Below are 20,926 nucleotides of genomic sequence, written 5' to 3' on the forward strand. Positions count from 1 at the left end.
TAAAATTTTCTGAACAATTATATGTTTTTTACGATTTGACTTTATCCTTCGATGGTTCTATAATTTCTAATGACTTGTAAATTATATATCCGGAGGATTTTTATGAATATCGCAGATAAATATATTCAATATGTAAAAACAAAAACGGAGGCGGAACCTGAAAAAAGCTGGGATAAGATTCTCCTCGGCTTTAAAGCGAACTGTCTGCGGACCCGTTTTCTGCCCAAAAAGAATATCGCAAGGGGCTATCAAAAACTGGAAGACATGATGATGAATATGGTCGCCGATTCTCTCAGCCACAAAAAGAGTTATATCTGGGGCAATATTTTTGCGCCCTGCGAGCTGATCCACAGCTTTGGGCTGAATGCCCTGTCCATCGAATGTCTGGCCTGCTATGTATCCGGTTACCGGCTGGAAGATTTTTTTATTGATTTTGCCCAGAGTCTCGGCATTGCCCCGACCCTCTGCTCCTATCATAAAACGTTTATCGGAGCTGTCGAGAGCGGCGTTGTACCGCCGGCCTCCTATGCCGTCACCACCTCATTATCCTGTGACGGAAATCTGAATACATTTCGTTTCCTGCAAAAGAAAAATCATGTTCCTTTTACGCTGCTGGATGTGCCATATACGGATGACGATGCCTCTGTGGATTATCTGGCCGCTCAGCTTGAAACAATGGTGCGGGATATGGAGAAACAGCTTGGCCGCAAATTTCAGCTGGAAAAGCTGAAAGAGTCTCTTCGCATTGAAAATGAGACCCGCAGCGAGCTGCTGCGTTTTTATGAACTGGCTCAGCGCCATTATTATCCGGGGGAAATTATTCACCAGTTATATATGATGATGGGAACCCACCTTTTAATGGGAACGCAGAAATTTCTTGATTTGATCCGTTTTATGAATGAGGAAATCCAAACTTTTCCCGAATTCACCGGAAAACGGATCCTCTGGATTCATTTGATCCCATACTATCAGGAAAGCCTGAAATATTATTTTAACAGCAGTGAAAAATATCAGCTCCTCGGCGGGGATATTATATTTGACTTTACTGACACTCTGAACCCGGAAGACCCCTTCCGCTCTCTGGCCCGAAAATTGATCAAAAATGTTTATAACGGCTCCTACAGCCACAAAGCCCAGGCCATCGGCAGTCTGACAGACAAGCTTCATCCCGATGCGGTCATACACTTCTGCCACTGGGGATGCAAACAGGCCTCCGGCGGAAGCCTGCTTTTAAAGGAGGCCATGAAGGAACGCAACATTCCTATGCTGATTCTGGACGGCGATGGGATCGACCACCGAAACAGCCATGACGGCCAGATTAAAACCCGGCTGGAAGCATTTCTGGAAATGATTGAGGAGGAAAAGAAATGATCGGATATATCTGCAAATATACGCCCATTGAAATCTTTGAATCCATGGGCCTGGAAATGAAGCGTATCGAGCCGGAGGTGGCAAGCTTTAATCAGGCGGACACCCTCATGCACCCAAATATATGCAGCTTTGCCAAAGGCGTGCTGGAGGACGTGCTTGCCAACCATTATGAGGGCATTATTCTTACCACCTGCTGCGACAGCATCCGGCGCCTTTACGATGTTTTAGTTGAAAAACTGCCGGATACTTTTATCTATATTCTGGATATTCCGAGGATCACCAAGGACGGCGGCATCAAACTCTATGAACTTCGGATTCGCGAAATGCTTGCCGCCTATGAAAAATTTTCAGGAAAAAAATTTGACGAAAAGAAGCTGGAAGCCATTTTACAGCGGGAATCGGAAAATCAGGCAACCATTCATCCCGCCAAAGGCACGCGCATAGGAATTCTCGGCGCCAGAGCCAATAAAAACATTCATCGGATTTTAGAGGAACACGGCGCAGAAATCGCTTTTGATATTACCTGTACAGGGCTTGACCGCAAACTTCTCTATGAAAAAGACGATGTTTTCACCGGTTATGTCCGGGGACTTTTGAGCCAGTTCCCATGTATGCGCATGAAGACTGCGGCCAACCGGGATCTGCTCATTCAAAAATATGCCGACAGTACTGATGGTATTATTTATCATACCGTCCAATTCTGTGACAGCTATTCCTATGAATATGCCTGGCTGAAGGAAATGATTCAAAAGCCGATGCTTTTACTGGAAACAGACAATACGACCCAAAGCTACGGCCAGATCCTGACACGGATGGAAGCCTTTCTGGAATCGGTGCAGAAATCCGGCAATGAAAAAAAGAAGCTGGCAAAACAAAAAATGAAAACATCAGAAGGAGAAAAGACAATGTATGTTATGGGTATAGACAGTGGTTCCACTTCCACGAATGCGGTGATTATGGATGATGAGAGAAATATTAAAGCCTTTTCCGTGATCCGCACCGGCGCCAAATCCGGTGAAAGCGCCGAACGGATTCTGGCCGATGTTCTTGAAAAAGCTCACTTGAATAAAGAAGATATTTCCTGGATCGTATCCACCGGATACGGCCGGGTCAGCATCCCTTTCGCCGATGAAAATGTCACGGAAATCAGTTGTCACGGACGGGGCGCCCACTACTTTAATCCAAAAATCCGCACCATTCTCGATATCGGCGGTCAGGACAGCAAGGCCATCAAACTAGATGCCAACGGCGAAGTCACCGATTTTGTCATGAATGATAAATGTGCCGCCGGAACCGGCCGTTTCCTGGAGGCCATCGCCCGCACGCTGGAAATCGGCATCGACGAGCTCGGGCCTTCGGCTTTAAAATCCACGGAGGATATCGAAATCACCAGCATGTGTACCGTTTTCGCCGAATCCGAGGTCATTTCTCTGATTGCCAACAATAAAGAGGAATCGGACATTGCCAACGGTATATGCAGGGCCATCGCCAACAAATCCTTCTCCCTCTTAAAGCGGGTGGGATTGGAAGCCGATTATATGATGACCGGCGGTGTGGCTAAAAATCCGGGCGTTGTTCGGGCTGTCGAAGAAAAAATTCAGGCAAAACTTTATATATGTCCGGAACCGGAAATCGTCGGCGCTGTCGGCGCCGCCCTCTACGCACTGGATACATTGAAATAATAATTATATAAGAGAGGGGTTTTCAATGAAAAAAACAAATTTTTGCGTCGTCAGCGACGGTTCCTGCGATTTGCCGGAACAGACTTTAAGGGATAAAGATATCCGTGTCGTCCACTTTCTTGTTTCTTTTGACGGCAGGGAATATCAAAGAGAAGGTATCGATATTCAACTGAAAGATTTTTATCAGAAGATGGTAGATCATCCGGATATTATTCCAAAGACAGCAGCCCCTTCGCCCCAGGATTTTTATGAGGCTTTTGAAGGACCAGCGAAAGAAGGACAGGATATTATTTGCGTCTGCATTTCCACCAAGCTGAGTTCTTCTGTGCAGTCTGCTGAAATTGCTGCCCAAATGCTGAAAGACAATTATCCGGACAGCCAGGTTGTTGTGCTCGATTCCCTCTGCGCCACACTCATGCAGGCCGTTTATGTCCTGGAAATCTGTCGGATGCGAGATGCCGGATATTCTCTGGAACAAACGGTAACCACAATCAAAGAATTGGGCAAAACCGCGAGAATTCTCTTCACTGTCGGTGATCTGAACTATCTCCAAAAGGGCGGGCGCATCGGCAAAGTGACCAGTATCGCCGGAACGCTGCTGAATGTCAAACCTTTGATCACTCTGCAGGACGGCGAGATCCACTCCTCCGGCATCAAACGGGGACGCCGAAAATCCTTAAACGGCATTATCGATCTGCTGATTCGATACTGCAGAGATTATCACTGTACACCGGCCGACTGCAATATCATCATCGGCTATTGCTATGATCATGAGGAAGCTGTCCGCCTGCAAAAAATGACCGAAGACCGGCTTCATGAAACATTCGGCAGGAAAATCTCCGTTCCGATCTGCCCGATCGGAGCGACCATCGGCGTTCATGCCGGCCCTTATTCCATCGGATACGGTGTCATCCGGAGGAGCGACCGATTGTCTTAATATGTAATGAATTTAACAGGAATTTTTTTGATTTTCCGTCCATTATATAATATAATAAAGCCCATACGCCAAAATAAATATAATGGAGGAAACTAAAATGTCAGAGATTATAAAAGCCATTATCTTCGGGATTGTAGAAGGCATTACCGAATGGCTGCCCATCAGCAGCACAGGACATATGATTATTTTGGATGAGTTTATCCAATTGAACTGCTCTGAAGAGTTTATGGAAATGTTTCTTGTCGTCATCCAGCTCGGCGCTATTTTCGCCGTTGTTCTTTTATTTTGGGATAAAATATTTCCTTTTCAATTTAGAAACAAAGGAAAACCCTTCATCGAAAAAGACAAAATGATGCTCTGGGGCAGGATTATCGTCGCCTGCATCCCGGCCGCTGTCGTCGGACTTTTATTCGATGATATTTTCGAAGCATTATTTTATCATGCTGTCCCGGTAGCCATTGCCCTGATTGTCTTCGGTATCGCCTTTATTGTTATCGAGCGGGGGCATGCCGGAAAACAGCCGAAAATTCCCTATCTGGAAAATATCGACTTGAAAACCGCCCTGCTGATCGGCTTATTTCAGCTTATTGCCGCCATATTTCCCGGGACATCCCGCTCCGGGGCAACCATCGTAGGCGCTTTGCTTGTGGGGGTATCCCGTACCGCTGCTTCCGAATTTACATTTTGCCTTGCCATCCCGGTGATGTTTGGAGCAAGCCTGCTTAAACTACTAAAATTTGGCTTTGTTTTTACAGGTATAGAGGCAGCCGTACTTCTTATCGGAATGACCTCAGCCTTTATTGTTTCCGTGTTTGTCATCCGCTTTTTAATGGACTACATAAAAAAACACGACTTCCAGGCCTTTGGATGGTACCGAATCATTCTCGGATTGATCGTTCTTTTGCTGAATATCTGCGGTATCATTCAAGTATGATCACAACCGCCCGAACAATTCAATACTGTTCGGGCGGCTGTTCAATGTTTGTTGGTTACAAAACCTTAAAAAAAATGCTCCCATGATTATTGGGAACATTTTTTAGATCTCAATTATGCTAATTTAGCTTTAGCGGTTTCGCAAAGTGCGGTAAATCCGGCAGCATCGCTGATCGCCATTTCGGAAAGCATTTTGCGGTTTACATCAACACCGGCTAATTTTAAGCCGTGCATCAGTTTGCTGTAGGAAAGACCGTTCATTCTTGCAGCAGCATTGATTCTTGCGATCCAAAGCTGTCTGAACTGACGTTTTCTTTCTTTACGGCCTGCAAAAGAGCTTGTTAATGCTCTCATTACGGACTGTTTTGCTACTCTATACTGTTTGCTTCTGGCACCTCTGTAACCTTTAGCCAGCTTTAAAGTTCTGTTATGTTTTTTTCTAGCGTTTAACGCACCTTTAACTCTTGCCATTGTTATATCCTCCGTTTCATTCTATTACAGATAAGGTAAAATCTTCTTCATTACTTTTGCGTTTGTTGCATCTGCAATGGTTGCTTTTCTGAGATTTCTCTTTGTTTTTGTGGATTTCTTTGTCAGAATATGGCTCTTATAAGCTTTCATTCTTTTTAATTTACCAGTACCTGTTTTTTTGAAACGCTTTGCTGCTGCTCTGCTTGTTTTAACTTTTGGCATAGTTTGTATCCTCCTTAATATTTACAAATGATTAATTGCGTTTTTCTGATAAGAACATGACCATGCTCCGGCCTTCCAGTTTGGCTGCTTTATCAATTACTGCAACATCCGATAACTTTTCTGCAAATCCTTCCAGAATAACCTTACCAGCTGCGGTATGCGCCAGCTCACGCCCACGGAAACGCACAGAAACCTTTACCCGGTTACCGCCCTTCAGGAACTTCCGTGCCTGGTTCATCTTCGTATTCAAATCGTTGACATCGATATTCGGGGATAAACGAATCTCTTTAATATCAATAACCTTCTGTTTCTTTCTTGCTTCCTTTTCCTTACGAGCCATCTCATAACGGTATTTACCGTAATCGATGATCTTACATACCGGCGGCTTTGCCTGCGGGGCAATCTTTACTAAATCCAGATTGGCTTCTCTGGCCAGTTTCATAGCCTCTTTAGCGGACATAACCCCTAACTGTTCTCCGTCTGTACTGATCAGACGTACTTCTCTGTCGCGAATCTGCTCGTTAATCATTAAATCGCTGATAATTGACACCTCCATAATCAAAAAAATGGTGAGCAGCATACTACTCACCATCCATTTAAGACACTTTTGTGCCAAACTTGCTGAATATTAACCCGAGTCATTTCAAATGCTAAGGTGAGAGTGAGTACTCTGCTTTCTTATCGTGTTCTAAACACTTAAAACAGGATACTACACTTCCCACCGAATGTCAAGCATTTTAACCCATGGATTTTAATTTTTTGAACTTCAATTTTTCATCAGATTTCAATCTTAGCTCCAAGAAGTTTTACAAATTCTCTGATAATTGCCGTGTCGCCAGGCCATGCCGGAGCTGTTACAAGATTTCCGTCCACAACGGCTTCGGAAGCGTCAACCTCTACATAGGTTCCGCCGGCCAAAGTTACATCCGGGCCAACTGCCGGATAAGCCGTTGCCTTATATCCCTTCAAAACACCGGCTGCAGTAAGAACCTGAGGTCCATGGCAGATAGCAGCAACTGGTTTTTTATCTTTAAAGAACTCCTGAACAATCTCGATCACTCTGGCATTCAGACGAATATATTCCGGTGCGCGTCCGCCGGTGATGAAAAGGCCAACGTAATCTGCTGTATCTACCGCATCAAAATCTGCTGTAACAGCAAAGTTATGACCCGGTTTTTCCGTATATGTCTGATCACCTAAAAAGTCATGAACGGCTGTGCGCACAACATCGCCTGCCTTTTTATCCGGGCAAACCGCATCTACCTGATATCCCAACATGGACAACGCCTGAAACGGCACCATTGTTTCATAATCCTCTGTGAAGTCACCAACAAGCATTAAAATTTTCTTTGCCATACAAAAAGCCTCCTAACATTGATTTTGTCTAAATTATAGCACTTTTTCATAGAATCGCCAATAAAATTTCTGTAAAGTTTTCTATTTGTCTGTTATGAAAATAAATTTCACTTCGCCGTCCATTGCATCGGAAATGCCCGAAAAATTCTTATATTCTTTAGATGCATCCAAAAGTTCATTCAAGCTGTCCAGCATATTCTCCACATCGCCGTCAAAAGCGTCAACCAGCTTCTGAATACCATCCTGATTAAATTGAATCATGCCGTCATTAAGCTCGGCGGCCCCATTATCCAGCTGGGTCACACCGTCAACCAGTTCCCCGGAACCGGATTTTAACGTACCCAGTCCGGAATTTAAAATGACCGCTCCGGCCTTCAGGTTGGATGCGCCTTCAAGCAGTGCATCCAGCCCATCAGACAACGTTTTCGCGCCGTCATCCGCCGTTTTCATATTTTCATTCAGCGTATTGCTGCCCTCGCTGACCTGGGCTGCGCCGTCCGCCAGTGTTCCCAGCCCTTCATCTAATGCCTGCGTTCCGCTCAGCAAAGCCCCGGTGCCGGAAGCCAGCTGGGATGTGCCGTCCTCTAACTGGCCGGCCATCTGGGATACGCCCGCATCCAGCTGGGCTGCGCCGCTGCTCAGATCATTATTCAACGCGGCGCTCAGACTGTCCGCGCCATTTTTGATATCTCCATTAATAGCCCCCGATAAGGCTGCCGCGCCGCCGGCCGCATTGTTTAATCCCTCGGTTAAAGCATTGCTTCCTGCCGCAATATTTCCCGCCGCTGCCGCCGCGCTTGAAATGGCGCCATTAACGCCTTCTGCCTGGGCCGTCAGTCCGGCGATCACCGCATCAATTGTCTGACTATTGCTGCCATCCGAAGCCCTGAGAGACTCCACCGCCGTAATCAACGCGCTGTTATCCACAACGGCCGCAGATAAGCTGTCCGCCAGATTCTGTGCACCTGCACTGATTTCCGCAGAAGAAGCTGCCGCGTTTGAAATTCCGCTGCTCAAATCTCCCGCGCTTGTTCCAACGGTTTCAATACCGGCAGATAACTGAGCCGCTCCGGCGGCTGCCGCTTCGATACCGCCCTTTAACTGACTCGTTCCGCCGGAAAGCTGTCCGATGCTGCTCTCAACCTGAGACTGCATCCCCGTCACACCGTCATAGAGCTGCTGAACCCCCGGAAGGAGCTGTTCTGAAGTACTCTTATGGGCGCTGTCCGCTCCGGCGGCCACCTGGGATGCTCCCTGGCTCAGCGTTTCCGCTCCGGCGGACAACTGGGAAGTACCGTTGGCAAGGCTTTTTCCGCCTTCTGAAAGTGCGCCGGCGCCATCTGCCAGGTTGCCCGTGCCCTTTTCAAGTTCACTGCCGCCGGCCGCCAGCTGGTTAATGCCGTCAATCAGTGTGCCCGAAGATGAAAGCAAGGTATCCAAACCGGTTCTTAACTGGCCGGAACCGTCAACCAACTGATCGGCTGCACTTTGAAGCTGATCCATGGAACCTTCCAGATCCTCCAGACTGTCAAAGCTGTCACTGCTCAGCGAATTAAAAATTTCATTGGTAGCCACTGTAATTCCCTCAACGGCTTCATAATCCGTTACATCCGCCTCAAGGACAAAATAATCCGGAATGTCAATATCCTCAACACTCAACGCTTCCTTCATTTCAGGTATGCCCATGCCAATGGCTAAATCTCTATCCCCATCAGATACAAGCTTTCCGTTTTCAATACTTACATTGGAAAACTGATCCATATCCAAGATCAAACCGGTAACCATCAGAAACGGCGTATAAGTACCGCTTCCCTTCCCTGTTGTGTTTTCATAATCATAACGGATTTTCAGATGGCCGCTTTTACCCTCCAGCTCTTTAGCGCTGATCTCTTTGCCATCCAGGGTATAAGTGACCCGTATTCCCACAGGAAGCTGTTCGGAGGTGGTACCCTGATAGCAGATATCCTCGCCGCTGCCGCTCCATACCAGCTTTCCGTCCTTTTGGGTAAATCCTTCTTCACCCTTGACATTCTCTATATCCTTTAATCCGGAAACATCTTCAATATCCTTCAGGCCGCTCACATTTTTCAGCTGATCCGATACTGTAACTGAGCTGACATCTCCCGAAGCGTCCAGCTTGACGTATACCGTTTCATCCTTCAAAGCCTTCGCTGTTTCACTTTCACCCTTTTTATCCGCCGTGTCTTTCTCCGACTTATTTTTCTCTGTCTCAAAAGCAGCTTTACTCATTATCATATTCCGGGCCGGATTCTCCATAGCCCAAACCGGCATCGTCGAAATTCCGACGCCGCCGACTGTCAATGATGCCGTCAACGCCATAACCAATAATTTCTGATACTCTTTATTTTTCATGTTGAGGACCTCCTATAAACTTAATTTTCCGCATTTCCTTTGTTGTTGCACAGATAACCCTGTCAAATACCATCAGCATCGACGGCAGAACAAAGATAACCACGATCATACTGATCATTGCTCCCCGTGCCAGCAGGATACACAGTGAAGAAATCATATCGATGCCGGAATAAAGGCCGACGCCGAAGGTGGCCGCAAAAAAACCGCAGGCCGAAACGATGATTGATGTGATCGATGTGGAAAGCGCGATCCGAATTGCTTCCTGCTTTTCCTTTCCCGCACAGCGTTCCTTTTTATACCGCGTGGTCATCAAAATCGCATAATCTACCGTTGCTCCAAGCTGAATCGTACCTATAACGATGGAAGCAATAAACGGAAGTCGTGTTCCCGTATAGAAAGGAATACCGAGATTCACAAAAATGGCAAATTCGATGACAGCTACCAAAATCGCCGGAATCGAAATCGACTTAAATACAAATAAAATAATTAAGAATACGGCAATAATGGAAATTGCATTGACGACTTTAAAATCCGTATCCGTAATCGTGATCAAATCTTTTGTACACGGTGCTTCGCCGATCAACATTGCCTTTGAATCATATTTCTTTATCACAGTATTCAGCTCATCACATTGTCTGTTTACCTCATCCGAAGCTACCTTATATTCGGACTGAACAAGAATCAACTGCCAGTTATCCTTTTTCAGCGATTCCGTTAAATCCTCCGGTATCATATCCCGCGGTATTGCCGAACCGATCACGCTGTCAAGGCCCAGAGCAAAACGTACGCCTTCGACATCCGACATTTCCTTCAGCATAGCTTTCGCATCTTTTGAGGACAGATCCGCATCGGCCAGCACCATATGCGTTGCATTCATCTCAAAGTCATTGGACAGCTTATCATTTGCCTGAATACTTTCAAGATATTTCGGCAGCGTGGCATCCAGATTATAGTAAACTTCTGTATTCTTGTAGCCGTACAGCGCCGGGATCAAAATAATAAGAAACAAACCGATAAAAACCTTATAATGTCTCGAAATAAAATCTGAAATTTTATCCAGATTCGGTATCAATGGCCGATGACTTGTTTTTTCAATCGCTTTATCGAAAATCAGAATAAACGCCGGCAAAATGGTTACACAGCTGATCACGCCGAATATAACTCCCTTTGCCATGACAATGCCCATATCTCTTCCGAGGGTAAAACTCATAAAACAGAGAGCGATAAATCCGGCCACCGTCGTCACCGAACTGCCCACCACGGATGAGAAGGTATTAGATATGGCATGAGCCATGGCCCGCTCCTTATCTCCCGGGAAACGTTCCTGATTTTCCTTATAGCTGTGCCAGAGGAAAATTGAATAATCCATCGTCACACCAAGCTGGAGAACGGCGCTCAAAGCCTTTGTTATATAGGAAATCTCCCCGAGGAACACATTGGTTCCCAGGTTATAAATGATCGCCATGCCGATACTCAGCATAAAAAATAAAGGAATGATCCAGGAATCCATGGAAAGTGCCAGAACAACACAGCACAACAGCACTGCGATCAATACATAAATCGGTACTTCCTTATCCGAAAGATTTTTTATATCGGTAACCACCGATGACATGCCGCTCAGATAACACTGATCATTGGTAATCCTGCGGATCTCCTCAATCGCATTCATTGTGCTGTCCGCCGATGTGGTGCCGTCAAAGAAAATAGCCATCAGCGTTGAATCACCCGCATTAAATACATCTTTAATATCCTCCGGAAGCATTTCCATCGGAACGGAAATATCCATCAGCGAATCATACCAAATAACCTCGGCCACACCGTCTACCGCTTCAATTGCTTTCTTTACCTCTGCCACGTCCTTCATCGGCATACCCTCCACAATTTCCATTGCGAAGGCGCCCTTGCCGAATTCATCCATCAATATATCCTGGCCGACCATCGTCTCTATATCATCCGGCAGATAGTAGAGAATATCATAATTGACTTTCGTTTTAAAATACCCCATAGCCGAAGGAATCAATAGTAAAAATCCAATGATGAGAATGACAACCCGATATTTTACAATCTTTTTCCTTAATTTCACCATGTCGTATCCTTCCTTTCATTTTTTATGACCCCTGGTCATTTTTATTCTTTGACTACTATAACTCAAAAATGACCATTAGTCAATATTCTTTTTGAAAAAATTTGACTTTTGGTCATTTTTATTTTATAATCCATTTATAGCGAAGAAAAAAGAGGGAGAATTATGGGGAAAGCAGAAGAAAACAAACAGCACAAACTGGAGGCGCTGTTTAACAACGCCTATGAATTATTTTTAACTCAGGGAATTGAAAAAACAACGATTAATGATATTGTCAAAAAGGCCGGCGTAGCCAAGGGAACCTTTTACCTTTATTTTACGGATAAATATCATATCCGCGATCAGCTGATCGCCAAAACGGCGGACAAGCTGTTCCGCGATGCCTATAGAGCCATGGAAAAAGAAAATATTCCATCCCTGGAAGACCGGATTATTTTTATCGTGGATTATGTGCTGGACTGTATGCGAAAAAACAAGCCGATGCTCCGGTTTATTTCCAAAAATCTGAGTTGGGGAATATTTCGCCATGCCATCACAAAAAGTCTTCCCGGAGAAGATATCAGCGCCTATAACATCTATAAAAAACTGCTTCTCGATAATCCGGACTGCCGTCTGAGGGCCCCGGAAACCATGCTGTTTTTAATTATTGAGCTGGCCAGTTCCACCGCCTTCAGCACGATTCTTGAAAACGACCCGATTTCTTTTGATGAATTAAAACCGGATCTGAACGCCAGCATACGCGCTATTATAAAGAATCATACCTTATCGCGCGAAGCTTGACGAAGCGCGCCCATGCGAAGCATCTGACATACGGGATACCCGAATGGGTATACCTTATCGCGCGAAGCCTGACGAAGCGCGCCCATGCGCAGCATCTGACATACGGGATGCCCGAAAGGGTATACCTTATCGCGCGGAGCCTGACGAAGCGCGCCCATGCGCAGCATCTGACATACGGGATGCCCGAAAGGGTATACCTTATCGCGCGGAGCTTGACGCAGCGCGCCCATGCGCAGCATCTGACATACGGGATGCCCGAAAGGGTATATAATTTCTGAATAAGACAAAAAGAGAATTACTCCGAAAAACACTCTTCGGAATAATTCTCTTTTTTATAATAAACAAGCTTTACGCTTCTTCTTCCACCTTGCGGATCTCTTTGGTGCGGATCTCCTCCAGGATATCTGCGATAAATGCCTGCAGATCTTTCTGGCCCTCATCCCCTTTGAAACGGCTGCGGACAGAAACTGCTTTTTCTTCCTCTTCCTTTGCTCCGACAACAAGCATGTAAGGAATCTTCTGAAGTCTTGCCTCTCGGATCTTATAGCCGATCTTCTCAGCGCGGGTATCGATCTCCGCACGGATTCCGACCTCATTTAACTGGGCCAGTACATCCTGGGCATAATCCATATATTTATCGGAAATCGGCAGAACCTTAACCTGTACCGGGGATAACCATGTCGGAAATGCGCCCGCGAAATGCTCGATCAAAATACCGATAAACCGTTCCACGGAACCGAAAGCCACACGGTGAATCATCACCGGACGGTGTTTTTCACCATCTGCACCGGTGTATTCCAGATCAAAACGCTGAGGCATCTGCATATCCAGCTGAATCGTTCCGCACTGCCATGTTCTTCCGATGGAATCCTCCAGATGGAAGTCGATCTTCGGGCCATAGAATGCGCCGTCGCCCTCATTGATCACATAATCAAGGCCAAGATCCTCCAGGGCGCCTTTAAGTCCCTCTGTTGCGATTTCCCAATCCTCATCACTTCCCATGGAATCTTCCGGACGGGTGGAGAGTTCTACATGATATTTAAATCCGAAAAGGTTATAAACCTCATCGATAAGTTTTGCAACACCCTTAATCTCCTGGCGGATCTGATCCTGCGTCATAAAGATATGGGCATCATCCTGAGTAAAGCAGCGTACACGCATCAGGCCGTGGAGCTGACCGGATTTCTCATGGCGGTGGACAAGGCCCAGCTCGCCGACACGAAGCGGCAGATCTTTATAGGAGTGAGGCTCTGATTTATAAACGAGCATTCCGCCCGGACAGTTCATCGGCTTTACGGCGAAATCCGCATCATCGATAACGGTCGTATACATATTGTCTTTATAGTGATCCCAGTGACCGGAATTCTCCCACAAATGACGGCTTAAAATAATCGGCGTAGACACTTCCACATACCCGTTTTTACGATGAAGGTCTCTCCAGTAATCCAACAGCGTATTTTTGAGAACCATACCCTTTGGCAGGAAGAACGGGAATCCCGGCCCCTCTTCACGAAGCATGAAAAGTCCAAGTTCTTTTCCGAGTTTGCGGTGGTCACGCTTTTTAGCCTCTTCGATCCGCGCCAGATGTTCTTCCAGATCCGCTTTCTTCGTAAATGCCGTACCATAAATACGTGTCAGCATTTTATTCTTTTCACTTCCGCGCCAGTAGGCACCGGCCAGACTGGTTAATTTGAAGGCTTTCACAGGCTTTGTTGTCATCAGATGCGGTCCTGCGCAGAGGTCCACAAATTCTCCCTGCTGATAGAAGCTGATTTCCGCGTCCTCCGGCAGATCCTCGATCAATTCAACCTTATATGGCTCATCTTTTTCTTTAAAATAAGCGATCGCATCATCTCGGCTTTTTGTAAACCGGGTAATCGGCCATGCTTCTTTGACAACCTTCTTCATCTCGGCTTCAATTTTTGTCAGATCATCGGCAGTTAAAGGTGTTTCACTGTCAATGTCATAATAAAAGCCGTCAGAAATGGATGGGCCGATCGCCAGCTTTGCATCCGGATAAAGACGTTTTAACGCCTGAGCCATAATATGAGATGTCGTATGGCGGAAAGCTGCTGCGCCGCCCTCCGTATCAAATGTCAAAATGTTTAATTCACAATCATTATCAACAACGGTCCGCAGGTCCACAACCTCACCGTTTAATTCACCGGCACAGGCCGCCCGGGCCAGGCCCTCAGAAATGTCCTTCGCAATGTCAATGACGGACATCGGCTGCGCATATTCTTTAACAGAGCCGTCTTTTAATGTTACTTTCATCTTGTTTTTCTCCCTTCATATACTTTTATTCTTAACTCAGACAGAATACTTTTCGGACAAATAAAAAAGTCCTCTTTCCGTCATCTGCCTGACAGAAAGGGACGAGTTTTTCTCGCGGTTCCACCCTTTTTGTTTCATATGTCCGCCGCTGTGCGCCTGTATATCCGGCTTCGCCGCCACGGCATATGTAAAACCACTTCATTTTGATCGATAACGGAATCACCGGGCTTGATTGGAGCCACTCCGAGGTAGTTTTCAGATATTTCCCATCAGAACCTTTCCAGCAGCCGGTTCCTCTCTGTGATGTTTCATACCCTACTCGTCTCATCAACGCGTTGATTTCATTATAAACACAGTCAAAAATCTTGTCAAGCCGCAGTTTCCTCTTTGTTTTTAAATGTCAACTAAATTTATTTTTTAGTTGACATTTATGTTCCGACATGATATGCTTTTCAAAGTTTTATAGTATACGCCGCCATCCGGCGGCAGAAAGAGAGGATTATTATGACTTCAACAACATCATCACAGGCATCTCGAAAAATGACAACTCAGGATATGACCTACATCGGACTTTTTGCCGTAGTGATTGCTATATGCTCATGGATCTCCATTCCGACGGTTGTCCCATTCACCCTGCAGACCTTTGCCGTATTCCTGACTGTATCCGTATTGGGCGGAAAACGCGGAACTCTGTCCGTTATCATCTACGTTCTTCTCGGGGCTGTCGGCCTTCCCGTCTTTTCCGGTTTTAAAGGGGGCGTCGGCGCTCTCCTGAATACCACCGGAGGTTACATCATCGGCTTTATTTTCTCTGCCCTGATTATGTGGGCCTTTGAAAAGGCCTTCGGCAAAAAAACCTGGGCTCTGATTCTTTCTATGATCATAGCCCTCATTGTCTGCTACGCTTTCGGCACCGCCTGGTTTATGATCGTTTATGCAAAAAATGTCGGCGCTGTCGGTCTTTCCGCGGTCCTCGGATGGTGTGTCATTCCATTTATCATCCCGGATCTGGCTAAAATTGCCCTGGCCTTTATCCTGGGACGCCGAATTTCCAAAGCCGTAAAATGTTAGTACATAAAAAGCGCCCTCTGCAAATAAAATACTCTTATCCACAGAAGGGCGCTTTTTCAATGTTATCCGCCGATTTGAGACATGCCTTTTGCCTCATCTTCTCTTTTCTTCCTGCCTTCATCGAAATGATGGGCCTTAGGTTTTTCTCTGATAGCCTCTTCCATCACTTTCCACAACGCCTCATCCGAAATCTTCTGTTCCAGCAGCGGTTTCAGGGAAACGCCATAGTCATATTGAAGGCAAGTCTTCAAAAATCCATCCGATGTCAGACGTACTCTGTTGCACGTATCACAAAATTTGTGACTGACCGCACTGATAAATCCAACCTTTCCGATCAGTCCGGGAACCTCATAATACCGGCACGGGCCATTGCCCCGCGGTCGATCATAAGGTGTCAGTCTGCCGTACCTCTCTTCGATCCGCTGCCGGATCTGTGCCTCCGATACCATCGGGAAATACCTGCCAAGCCCGATCGGCATCATTTCAATAAACCGTATATCCACATCCGCCCGTTCCGCATAATGCAGGAGGGCCAGAACATTCTGGGTATCTATATCCATAGCAGAAACACAGTTGATCTTCAGCCGGACTCGGTTTTCCGCGACCGCTTTTTCGATTCCACGCAAAACGCTGTCTAATTCATCTCTCCGGGTGATCTGCTGATAAACATCCCTCTCTGTTGTGTCAAGACTGACGGTCAATGCATCGATCCCCGCAGCGATCAGCCTATCATAACAGGATTCCAGCAAAACTCCGTTGGTTGTCAGCGTCACGCTTTGAATTCCGGGAACCGCTTTTAACTTTCGGATAAGTACCGCCATATTCTTTCTTACCAGAGGTTCGCCGCCGGTAATTTTTATTTTTTTCAGGCCGTGTCCGGCCAGCACGGTGCATATCCGGGTAATTTCATCATAGGAAAGAATTTTCTCATGGCAAATATTTTTTACGCCCTCCTCCGGCATACAATAGATACATCTGAGATTACATCTGTCCGTAATAGAGATGCGCAGATAGTCTATAACTCTTCCCTCATTATCTATCATTTTATTCTCCGATTAATGACAAAATAAACTCTTTAAAATCTTTCTTATTCCATGTCACCGGTGTCGGATACAGCGGATTACCTTCTTTTTCAGCCCAGGCCACGATCTGATCCACATCCTTCTCCTGAATCATTTCAGGGTATACCGGAATATTCATCTTGTCTTTCATATCTTCAATCCAGTCGATAAATGCCTCTGCCTTTGCTTTTTTCGTGTCATCCGCGGCCTTTATACCGCAGACATCACACAAATCCGCCAGTTTGTCGTATGCGGCCGGACCAAAGGCCCGCAGAACATGCGGCAGCAAAATCGACATTGCCAGACCGTGAGGTGTTCCATACAAACCGCCTAATGTATGGCCGATCGCATGCACATAACCCACACAGCCCCTTGTAAAGGCACGGCCGGCCAGAAAAGCGGCTTTCTGCATATTATAACGGCCTTTCAGATCGCTGCCATCCCGATAAACATCATAAAGATTATCGTAGATCAGCTTCACCGCCTTTTTACACATATCCTTTTCCAGCTTTGAATTATAAGTATTATTCGTATAACACTCCACCGCATGGCACAACGCATCCAAACCGGTTGTCGCCGTCACCTGCGGCGGCAGCCCTACTGTCAGACACGGGTCAAGCACCGCATATTTCGGCATCAGACACAAATCATTCATCGACGCCTTATGATGAGTCTCCGCCTCAGTAATTACAGCCGCCACCGTTGTCTCCGAGCCTGTCCCGGCGGTTGTCGGCACGGCAAAAATTGTCGGAATCGGAAGTAAAACTCTGAAGAGTCCCTGCAGTTTTTTCACATTCTTATGCGGCCGGGTGATACGGGCTCCGATGCCCTTCGCACAGTCCATCGGCGAGCCTCCGCCAAAGGCGATCATACAGTCGCATTTTTCATCTCTGTATATTTTTACGCCGTCCTCCACATTGATATCCGTCGGATTCGGCGCCACGCCGTCATAAATTGCATATTCCAGTCCCTGCTCATCCATCGCCGCCAGCATGCCGTCCAGCAAATGCAGCTCCATCAGCACTTTATCGGTAACAATAAGAACCTTTTTAAATTTTTTCCGTTTAATAGCCTCCGGCAGCTTTTTGACCGCATCCCGTCCTCTCAGGGTTTTCGGTACCTTCCACGGCAATACAGCCATTCCGATCTTCATAACGGACTGAAAACCTCTGCAATATATTTTTTTTGCATTTAATTTATTTTTCACAGCATACACCGCCCTTCCCCTGTCGTGCATATCAATGGCCTGAATCGGACAGACCTTCGCACAGATACCGCAACCGATACATTTTGTTTCATCCACACAGGCAATGGTGTGAATATCTCCATGAAATTTCGGTCCCTCAATGCTCAGGCAGTCCATCGGACAATTCTCAACGCAAACCGAACATCCTGCACATGTTTCTTTATCAATATAAGGCATTTTCTTTTTTTTCATTCTCATCCACCTCCTGCCGGTGAAAGCATCGCCACTTCATCGCCGTCCTTAAACCGATATCCACGGCCGACGGACTTCCCGTTCACCAAAACAACCAAATCCTTCGCTTCCCGCTTTGTCATTCCGGGAACCGCGCCTTTCAGTTCATCCACAGTGCGGACATCCGCCTCAAACCCGCTGACACCTGTTTTTAATCGGGCTACGCCAAATAATTTTACTTTGATCACAGACACCACCCTTTACTTTAAATAATTTCCAGTCTTTTCAAAAGCTTCTCCGTCGGCAATCCATTTTTATCCCATCCCCGGGCATGATAATAAACCTTTTTCAGCTTTTCCAACGGTACTTTGGATGTCGGATCCTTCGGGTCCTGCAATGTTTTCACAAGGCGGGACGGCAAAGCGTCCTTATTGGCGTTCACTCCAAATCTCCGGTTCACTTCCCTCTCCAGGTTATAACCCCGCTCACCACAGCGCATATAATGGCCAAATGTCATCTTCATCCCGGTGGCATACTCAAAGCCCTTCGTGTGATGGAAAACCGGCAGGTGCAGCTTCAACATCTCCGGATATTTATTCATCAGACGCACCACAGCGCCGCAATAAGGCAGCGCCAGATTCACCAGCTTCACATACCAGCTGTTCGGATGGCGCATAAGAGGCGCCGGGAAAAAGGCATAACTCGTAAAAAGACACTGCCCGGAAGCAGAGATCATCTCCATCAGATCCTGGAACATCATGGTCAGATCCGCCTTTCCGTGATAGGTCGTCTGATTAATGGAAAGGCCGAGACCCTCCAGAATCGCGAGATAACCGCCGTTCAAATGACAACCGCCCCGGTTGCTGACCGCATAGCCGAGCCCCAGCCCCACCGATTTTCTCGGTTCATAAGCCGCCAGTTCCATTCCTTTTGCATGAATAGCAAATTCCTTGCCTCCGTATTTCTCGGACAGCCGTTTACTGCCCTCCGCCAGCTCATCTCCAATGCCCCGGCGATAGGCAATGTCCTCAAATATCTGAGAAATCCCATCAATCTCGGAAAACTTCAGGCCATTATCCCAAAGCCCTTTTTCATTGGCCTCCATCGCATAGGACAATGTATTGGCTGCGGAAATCGTATCCATTCCCAGTTCGTCCAGCTCATAATTCCATTTCAGCACGGCCTCCAGATCATTATTCAAAATGCCGCCTCCGAGAAGTACCAGTGTTTCCAGCTCCGGCCCCTTCACCGGCCGTCCCCCGACCTCCACCGTTCGGGCACATCGGATCGGACAAGTGAGACAGCCCTTATTGACGATATTGTATTTTTCTGCCAACACCTCGCCGCTGACCTTTTCAAAGTCTTCATACTGCCCCCGGCTGTAATTTTTTGTGGAGAGCATTTCCTTCATCTGCATGGAGCTGACAAGCCCCGCCGTTCCCAGCCTCGGAAGCTGATCGCCGGTCAACGGATGCTTTCTCAGATATCTGAACCATTTCTTCGTATGGGCGATCATCTTTTCCTTATCATAGATCGGAATTTCCTTCGTCCCGCTGACACAAACCGCCTTCAGGCGCATCCAGCCCATCACGGCCCCTGTGCCTCCCCGCCCGGAAATACGATCATTGGACACGATACTGGAATAAAGCACCATATTTTCTCCGGCCGGTCCGATACAAATCTTTCCGTTCTTACGGACACGCCCGTTTTTCATTCGAAGTTTGTCGTCCAATGCCTCCTGGACCTGAGTTGTCTTCATTCCCCACAGATCATCGGCACTGTGAAACAGGACACTGTCATTTTGAATTTCAATCCAAGTCCTTTCTTCGCACTGTCCGGTTAAGATCAACCCGTCCAGCCCCGCTTTTTTCAGATAATATCCAAAATGGCCGCCGCAATTGGATGATGTGATATAACCGGTCTGGGGCGACAGGGTCGAAACATTAAAACGGCTGGCACTCGGCGCCCCGGTGCCCGTCAGCGGCCCTGTCGTGATCACCAGAAGATTATCCATGGAAAATGCCTTCTCCGTCCCTTTTAAATGATCTCCGAGAATCTTTGCCGCCATGGTCTTTCCGCCGATAAACAATTCCCTTTCTCTGTCGGAAAAGGGATATTCAGACACCTCTTTTGTCGTCAGATCGATTTTCAGTACTTTTCCCATATAACCACCATATTTTGTCGCCATATCTTCTCACCTCTTTCTCTACTTTATTATTTAAACGCTACATGGTCACCCATGAAAAATCACTGCTTAACATGTCCACAAACAGCACGCCCCGGCGCATCGGTTTTCCGACCCCCGCCGCCAGTTTCAGCGCTTCGCCAACCTGCAGCGCCGCGATTGTGCAGACTGTCGGCATAAGCGCCGCTGTTTCCTGTTTTTTTCGATTCACATAGAGCCGTTCCAGCAGGGCATCTCCCGGAAAAATCGTTGCCGCTTGCCCATACCATCCTTCCACAGCCCCGTGAACTAATGGAATCTTTAATTCCGCCGCCAGTTTTTCAAGACAGACCTTGGTATCCGCATTATCCACGCAGTCCATCAGCAAATCCGCCCCGAATGCCAGCGCCTTCCCGTTACATTCATCCAAAAAGGTTTCGCAGACTCGTATATCTGCCTGGGGCCATATATCCATAAGACCCGCCTTCACTACTTCCGCTTTGGATTGATTTACTGTGGAATCCAACGCATATAATTGACGATTAAAATTGCTGTACTCCAGCACATCTTTATCGATTAAAATAAGTTTCTCAAAACCGCTGCGCACAAGCTGGTGGGCCGTCATCTGTCCCAAAGCGCCGGCGCCGACAACCGCAACGGTCGTCCCGCGAATCCGCTCCGCCTGCTCTGCCGTAAGGAAATCCATATTTTTTTCAAACAAAATACCATCT

At 46.7% G+C, this 20,926-nt stretch carries 18 protein-coding genes and 1 other annotated feature; of the genes, 6 read left to right on the forward strand and 12 right to left on the reverse strand.

Translation table 11 applies throughout. From position 1 onward, the window contains the following. Positions 1–102: 102 nt before the first annotated feature. The 4 genes from ACMN7X_RS10095 to ACMN7X_RS10110 all read left to right on the forward strand — a co-directional run bounded on the left by ACMN7X_RS10095 (position 103) and on the right by ACMN7X_RS10110 (position 4,924). The gene (locus ACMN7X_RS10095) at positions 103–1,371 is read left to right on the forward strand and encodes a 2-hydroxyacyl-CoA dehydratase subunit D (RefSeq protein ID WP_418747345.1); all 1,269 of its coding nucleotides are present in this window, start codon (positions 103–105) and stop codon (positions 1,369–1,371) included. Further along, positions 1,368–3,053, forward strand: coding sequence for an acyl-CoA dehydratase activase (locus ACMN7X_RS10100; protein WP_418747346.1), 1,686 nt, complete (start codon positions 1,368–1,370; stop codon positions 3,051–3,053). The genes ACMN7X_RS10095 and ACMN7X_RS10100 overlap by 4 nt, the downstream gene beginning before the upstream one ends. A gap of 25 nt (positions 3,054–3,078) precedes the next feature. Then, the gene (locus ACMN7X_RS10105) at positions 3,079–3,990 is read left to right on the forward strand and encodes a DegV family protein (protein ID WP_418747347.1); all 912 of its coding nucleotides are present in this window, start codon (positions 3,079–3,081) and stop codon (positions 3,988–3,990) included. Positions 3,991–4,087: 97 nt separating this feature from the next. Beyond that, complete coding sequence (locus tag ACMN7X_RS10110; RefSeq protein WP_418747348.1) at positions 4,088–4,924, forward strand: undecaprenyl-diphosphate phosphatase; 837 nt, start codon at positions 4,088–4,090, stop codon at positions 4,922–4,924. 113 nt (positions 4,925–5,037) lie between these two features. Here the strand turns inward: ACMN7X_RS10110 and rplT are convergent, their stop codons facing one another. The 6 genes from rplT to ACMN7X_RS10140 form a co-directional block, all read right to left on the reverse strand. Beyond that, on the reverse strand, positions 5,038–5,394 hold the full coding sequence (gene rplT, locus ACMN7X_RS10115; RefSeq protein ID WP_178042400.1) for a 50S ribosomal protein L20: 357 nt from the start codon (positions 5,392–5,394) through the stop codon (positions 5,038–5,040). Positions 5,395–5,418: 24 nt separating this feature from the next. Then, positions 5,419–5,616 carry a 50S ribosomal protein L35 gene (gene rpmI, locus ACMN7X_RS10120; RefSeq protein WP_418747349.1) on the reverse strand — a complete coding sequence of 66 codons (198 nt, stop codon included), beginning with the start codon at positions 5,614–5,616 and terminating at the stop codon, positions 5,419–5,421. Positions 5,617–5,647: 31 nt separating this feature from the next. Continuing rightward, positions 5,648–6,145 carry a translation initiation factor IF-3 gene (gene infC / locus ACMN7X_RS10125; RefSeq protein ID WP_178042412.1) on the reverse strand — a complete coding sequence of 166 codons (498 nt, stop codon included), beginning with the start codon at positions 6,143–6,145 and terminating at the stop codon, positions 5,648–5,650. A 248-nt stretch (positions 6,146–6,393) separates the two neighbouring features. Then, positions 6,394–6,972 (reverse strand): DJ-1/PfpI family protein, encoded by a 579-nt coding sequence (locus tag ACMN7X_RS10130; protein WP_418747350.1) that lies wholly within the window; start codon positions 6,970–6,972, stop codon positions 6,394–6,396. 81 nt (positions 6,973–7,053) lie between these two features. Next, complete coding sequence (locus ACMN7X_RS10135; protein WP_418747351.1) at positions 7,054–9,345, reverse strand: hypothetical protein; 2,292 nt, start codon at positions 9,343–9,345, stop codon at positions 7,054–7,056. Continuing rightward, a complete protein-coding gene (locus ACMN7X_RS10140; RefSeq protein WP_418747352.1) occupies positions 9,335–11,431 on the reverse strand; it encodes an efflux RND transporter permease subunit in 2,097 nt (698 codons plus the stop codon). The genes ACMN7X_RS10135 and ACMN7X_RS10140 overlap by 11 nt, the downstream gene beginning before the upstream one ends. Before the next feature lie 162 nt (positions 11,432–11,593). Here ACMN7X_RS10140 and ACMN7X_RS10145 point away from each other — a divergent pair, with 162 nt between their 5' ends. Next, entirely contained in the window at positions 11,594–12,208 is a 615-nt protein-coding gene (locus ACMN7X_RS10145) for a TetR/AcrR family transcriptional regulator (protein ID WP_418747353.1), read from the forward strand. A gap of 348 nt (positions 12,209–12,556) precedes the next feature. Here ACMN7X_RS10145 and thrS read toward each other — a convergent pair whose 3' ends face one another. Further along, positions 12,557–14,482 (reverse strand): threonine--tRNA ligase, encoded by a 1,926-nt coding sequence (gene thrS / locus ACMN7X_RS10150; protein ID WP_418747354.1) that lies wholly within the window; start codon positions 14,480–14,482, stop codon positions 12,557–12,559. 94 nt (positions 14,483–14,576) lie between these two features. Continuing rightward, positions 14,577–14,822 (reverse strand) — a binding site (T-box leader). A gap of 164 nt (positions 14,823–14,986) precedes the next feature. Here thrS and ACMN7X_RS10155 point away from each other — a divergent pair. Continuing rightward, positions 14,987–15,553, forward strand: coding sequence for a biotin transporter BioY (locus ACMN7X_RS10155; protein WP_418747355.1), 567 nt, complete (start codon positions 14,987–14,989; stop codon positions 15,551–15,553). A 62-nt stretch (positions 15,554–15,615) separates the two neighbouring features. Here the strand turns inward: ACMN7X_RS10155 and moaA are convergent, their stop codons facing one another. From moaA to ACMN7X_RS10180, 5 genes are read right to left on the reverse strand one after another with little or no spacing between them, the layout of a single operon-like run. Beyond that, positions 15,616–16,596 carry a GTP 3',8-cyclase MoaA gene (moaA, locus tag ACMN7X_RS10160; protein WP_418747356.1) on the reverse strand — a complete coding sequence of 327 codons (981 nt, stop codon included), beginning with the start codon at positions 16,594–16,596 and terminating at the stop codon, positions 15,616–15,618. 1 nt (position 16,597) lies between these two features. After that, positions 16,598–18,052 (reverse strand): iron-containing alcohol dehydrogenase, encoded by a 1,455-nt coding sequence (locus tag ACMN7X_RS10165; RefSeq protein WP_418747357.1) that lies wholly within the window; start codon positions 18,050–18,052, stop codon positions 16,598–16,600. A 2-nt stretch (positions 18,053–18,054) separates the two neighbouring features. Further along, entirely contained in the window at positions 18,055–18,279 is a 225-nt protein-coding gene (locus tag ACMN7X_RS10170; protein WP_418747358.1) for a MoaD/ThiS family protein, read from the reverse strand. 17 nt (positions 18,280–18,296) lie between these two features. Further along, on the reverse strand, positions 18,297–20,219 hold the full coding sequence (locus ACMN7X_RS10175) for an aldehyde ferredoxin oxidoreductase family protein (RefSeq protein ID WP_418747359.1): 1,923 nt from the start codon (positions 20,217–20,219) through the stop codon (positions 18,297–18,299). A 37-nt stretch (positions 20,220–20,256) separates the two neighbouring features. Next, the gene (locus ACMN7X_RS10180) at positions 20,257–20,916 is read right to left on the reverse strand and encodes a HesA/MoeB/ThiF family protein (RefSeq protein ID WP_418747360.1); all 660 of its coding nucleotides are present in this window, start codon (positions 20,914–20,916) and stop codon (positions 20,257–20,259) included. Between the last annotated feature and the right edge of the window lie 10 nt (positions 20,917–20,926).

Origin of the sequence: Frisingicoccus sp., from assembly GCF_048388605.1 — a bacterium.
Classification (GTDB): Bacteria; Bacillota; Clostridia; order Lachnospirales; family Lachnospiraceae; genus Frisingicoccus.

Excerpts from the sequence above, each read along its gene's own strand:
- ACMN7X_RS10140 (WP_418747352.1), bottom strand. The coding sequence starts at position 11,431 with ATGGTGAAATTAAGGAAAAAGATTGTAAAATATCGGGTTGTCATTCTC.
- infC (WP_178042412.1), bottom strand. The coding sequence starts at position 6,145 with ATGATTAACGAGCAGATTCGCGACAGAGAAGTACGTCTGATCAGTACA.
- ACMN7X_RS10095 (WP_418747345.1), top strand. The coding sequence starts at position 103 with ATGAATATCGCAGATAAATATATTCAATATGTAAAAACAAAAACGGAG.
- ACMN7X_RS10165 (WP_418747357.1), bottom strand. The coding sequence starts at position 18,052 with ATGAAAAAAAAGAAAATGCCTTATATTGATAAAGAAACATGTGCAGGA.
- moaA (WP_418747356.1), bottom strand. The coding sequence starts at position 16,596 with ATGATAGATAATGAGGGAAGAGTTATAGACTATCTGCGCATCTCTATT.
- ACMN7X_RS10100 (WP_418747346.1), top strand. The coding sequence starts at position 1,368 with ATGATCGGATATATCTGCAAATATACGCCCATTGAAATCTTTGAATCC.
- rpmI (WP_418747349.1), bottom strand. The coding sequence starts at position 5,616 with ATGCCAAAAGTTAAAACAAGCAGAGCAGCAGCAAAGCGTTTCAAAAAA.
- ACMN7X_RS10130 (WP_418747350.1), bottom strand. The coding sequence starts at position 6,972 with ATGGCAAAGAAAATTTTAATGCTTGTTGGTGACTTCACAGAGGATTAT.
- thrS (WP_418747354.1), bottom strand. The coding sequence starts at position 14,482 with ATGAAAGTAACATTAAAAGACGGCTCTGTTAAAGAATATGCGCAGCCG.
- ACMN7X_RS10105 (WP_418747347.1), top strand. The coding sequence starts at position 3,079 with ATGAAAAAAACAAATTTTTGCGTCGTCAGCGACGGTTCCTGCGATTTG.
- ACMN7X_RS10155 (WP_418747355.1), top strand. The coding sequence starts at position 14,987 with ATGACTTCAACAACATCATCACAGGCATCTCGAAAAATGACAACTCAG.
- ACMN7X_RS10135 (WP_418747351.1), bottom strand. The coding sequence starts at position 9,345 with ATGAAAAATAAAGAGTATCAGAAATTATTGGTTATGGCGTTGACGGCA.
- rplT (WP_178042400.1), bottom strand. The coding sequence starts at position 5,394 with ATGGCAAGAGTTAAAGGTGCGTTAAACGCTAGAAAAAAACATAACAGA.
- ACMN7X_RS10110 (WP_418747348.1), top strand. The coding sequence starts at position 4,088 with ATGTCAGAGATTATAAAAGCCATTATCTTCGGGATTGTAGAAGGCATT.
- ACMN7X_RS10175 (WP_418747359.1), bottom strand. The coding sequence starts at position 20,219 with ATGGCGACAAAATATGGTGGTTATATGGGAAAAGTACTGAAAATCGAT.
- ACMN7X_RS10145 (WP_418747353.1), top strand. The coding sequence starts at position 11,594 with ATGGGGAAAGCAGAAGAAAACAAACAGCACAAACTGGAGGCGCTGTTT.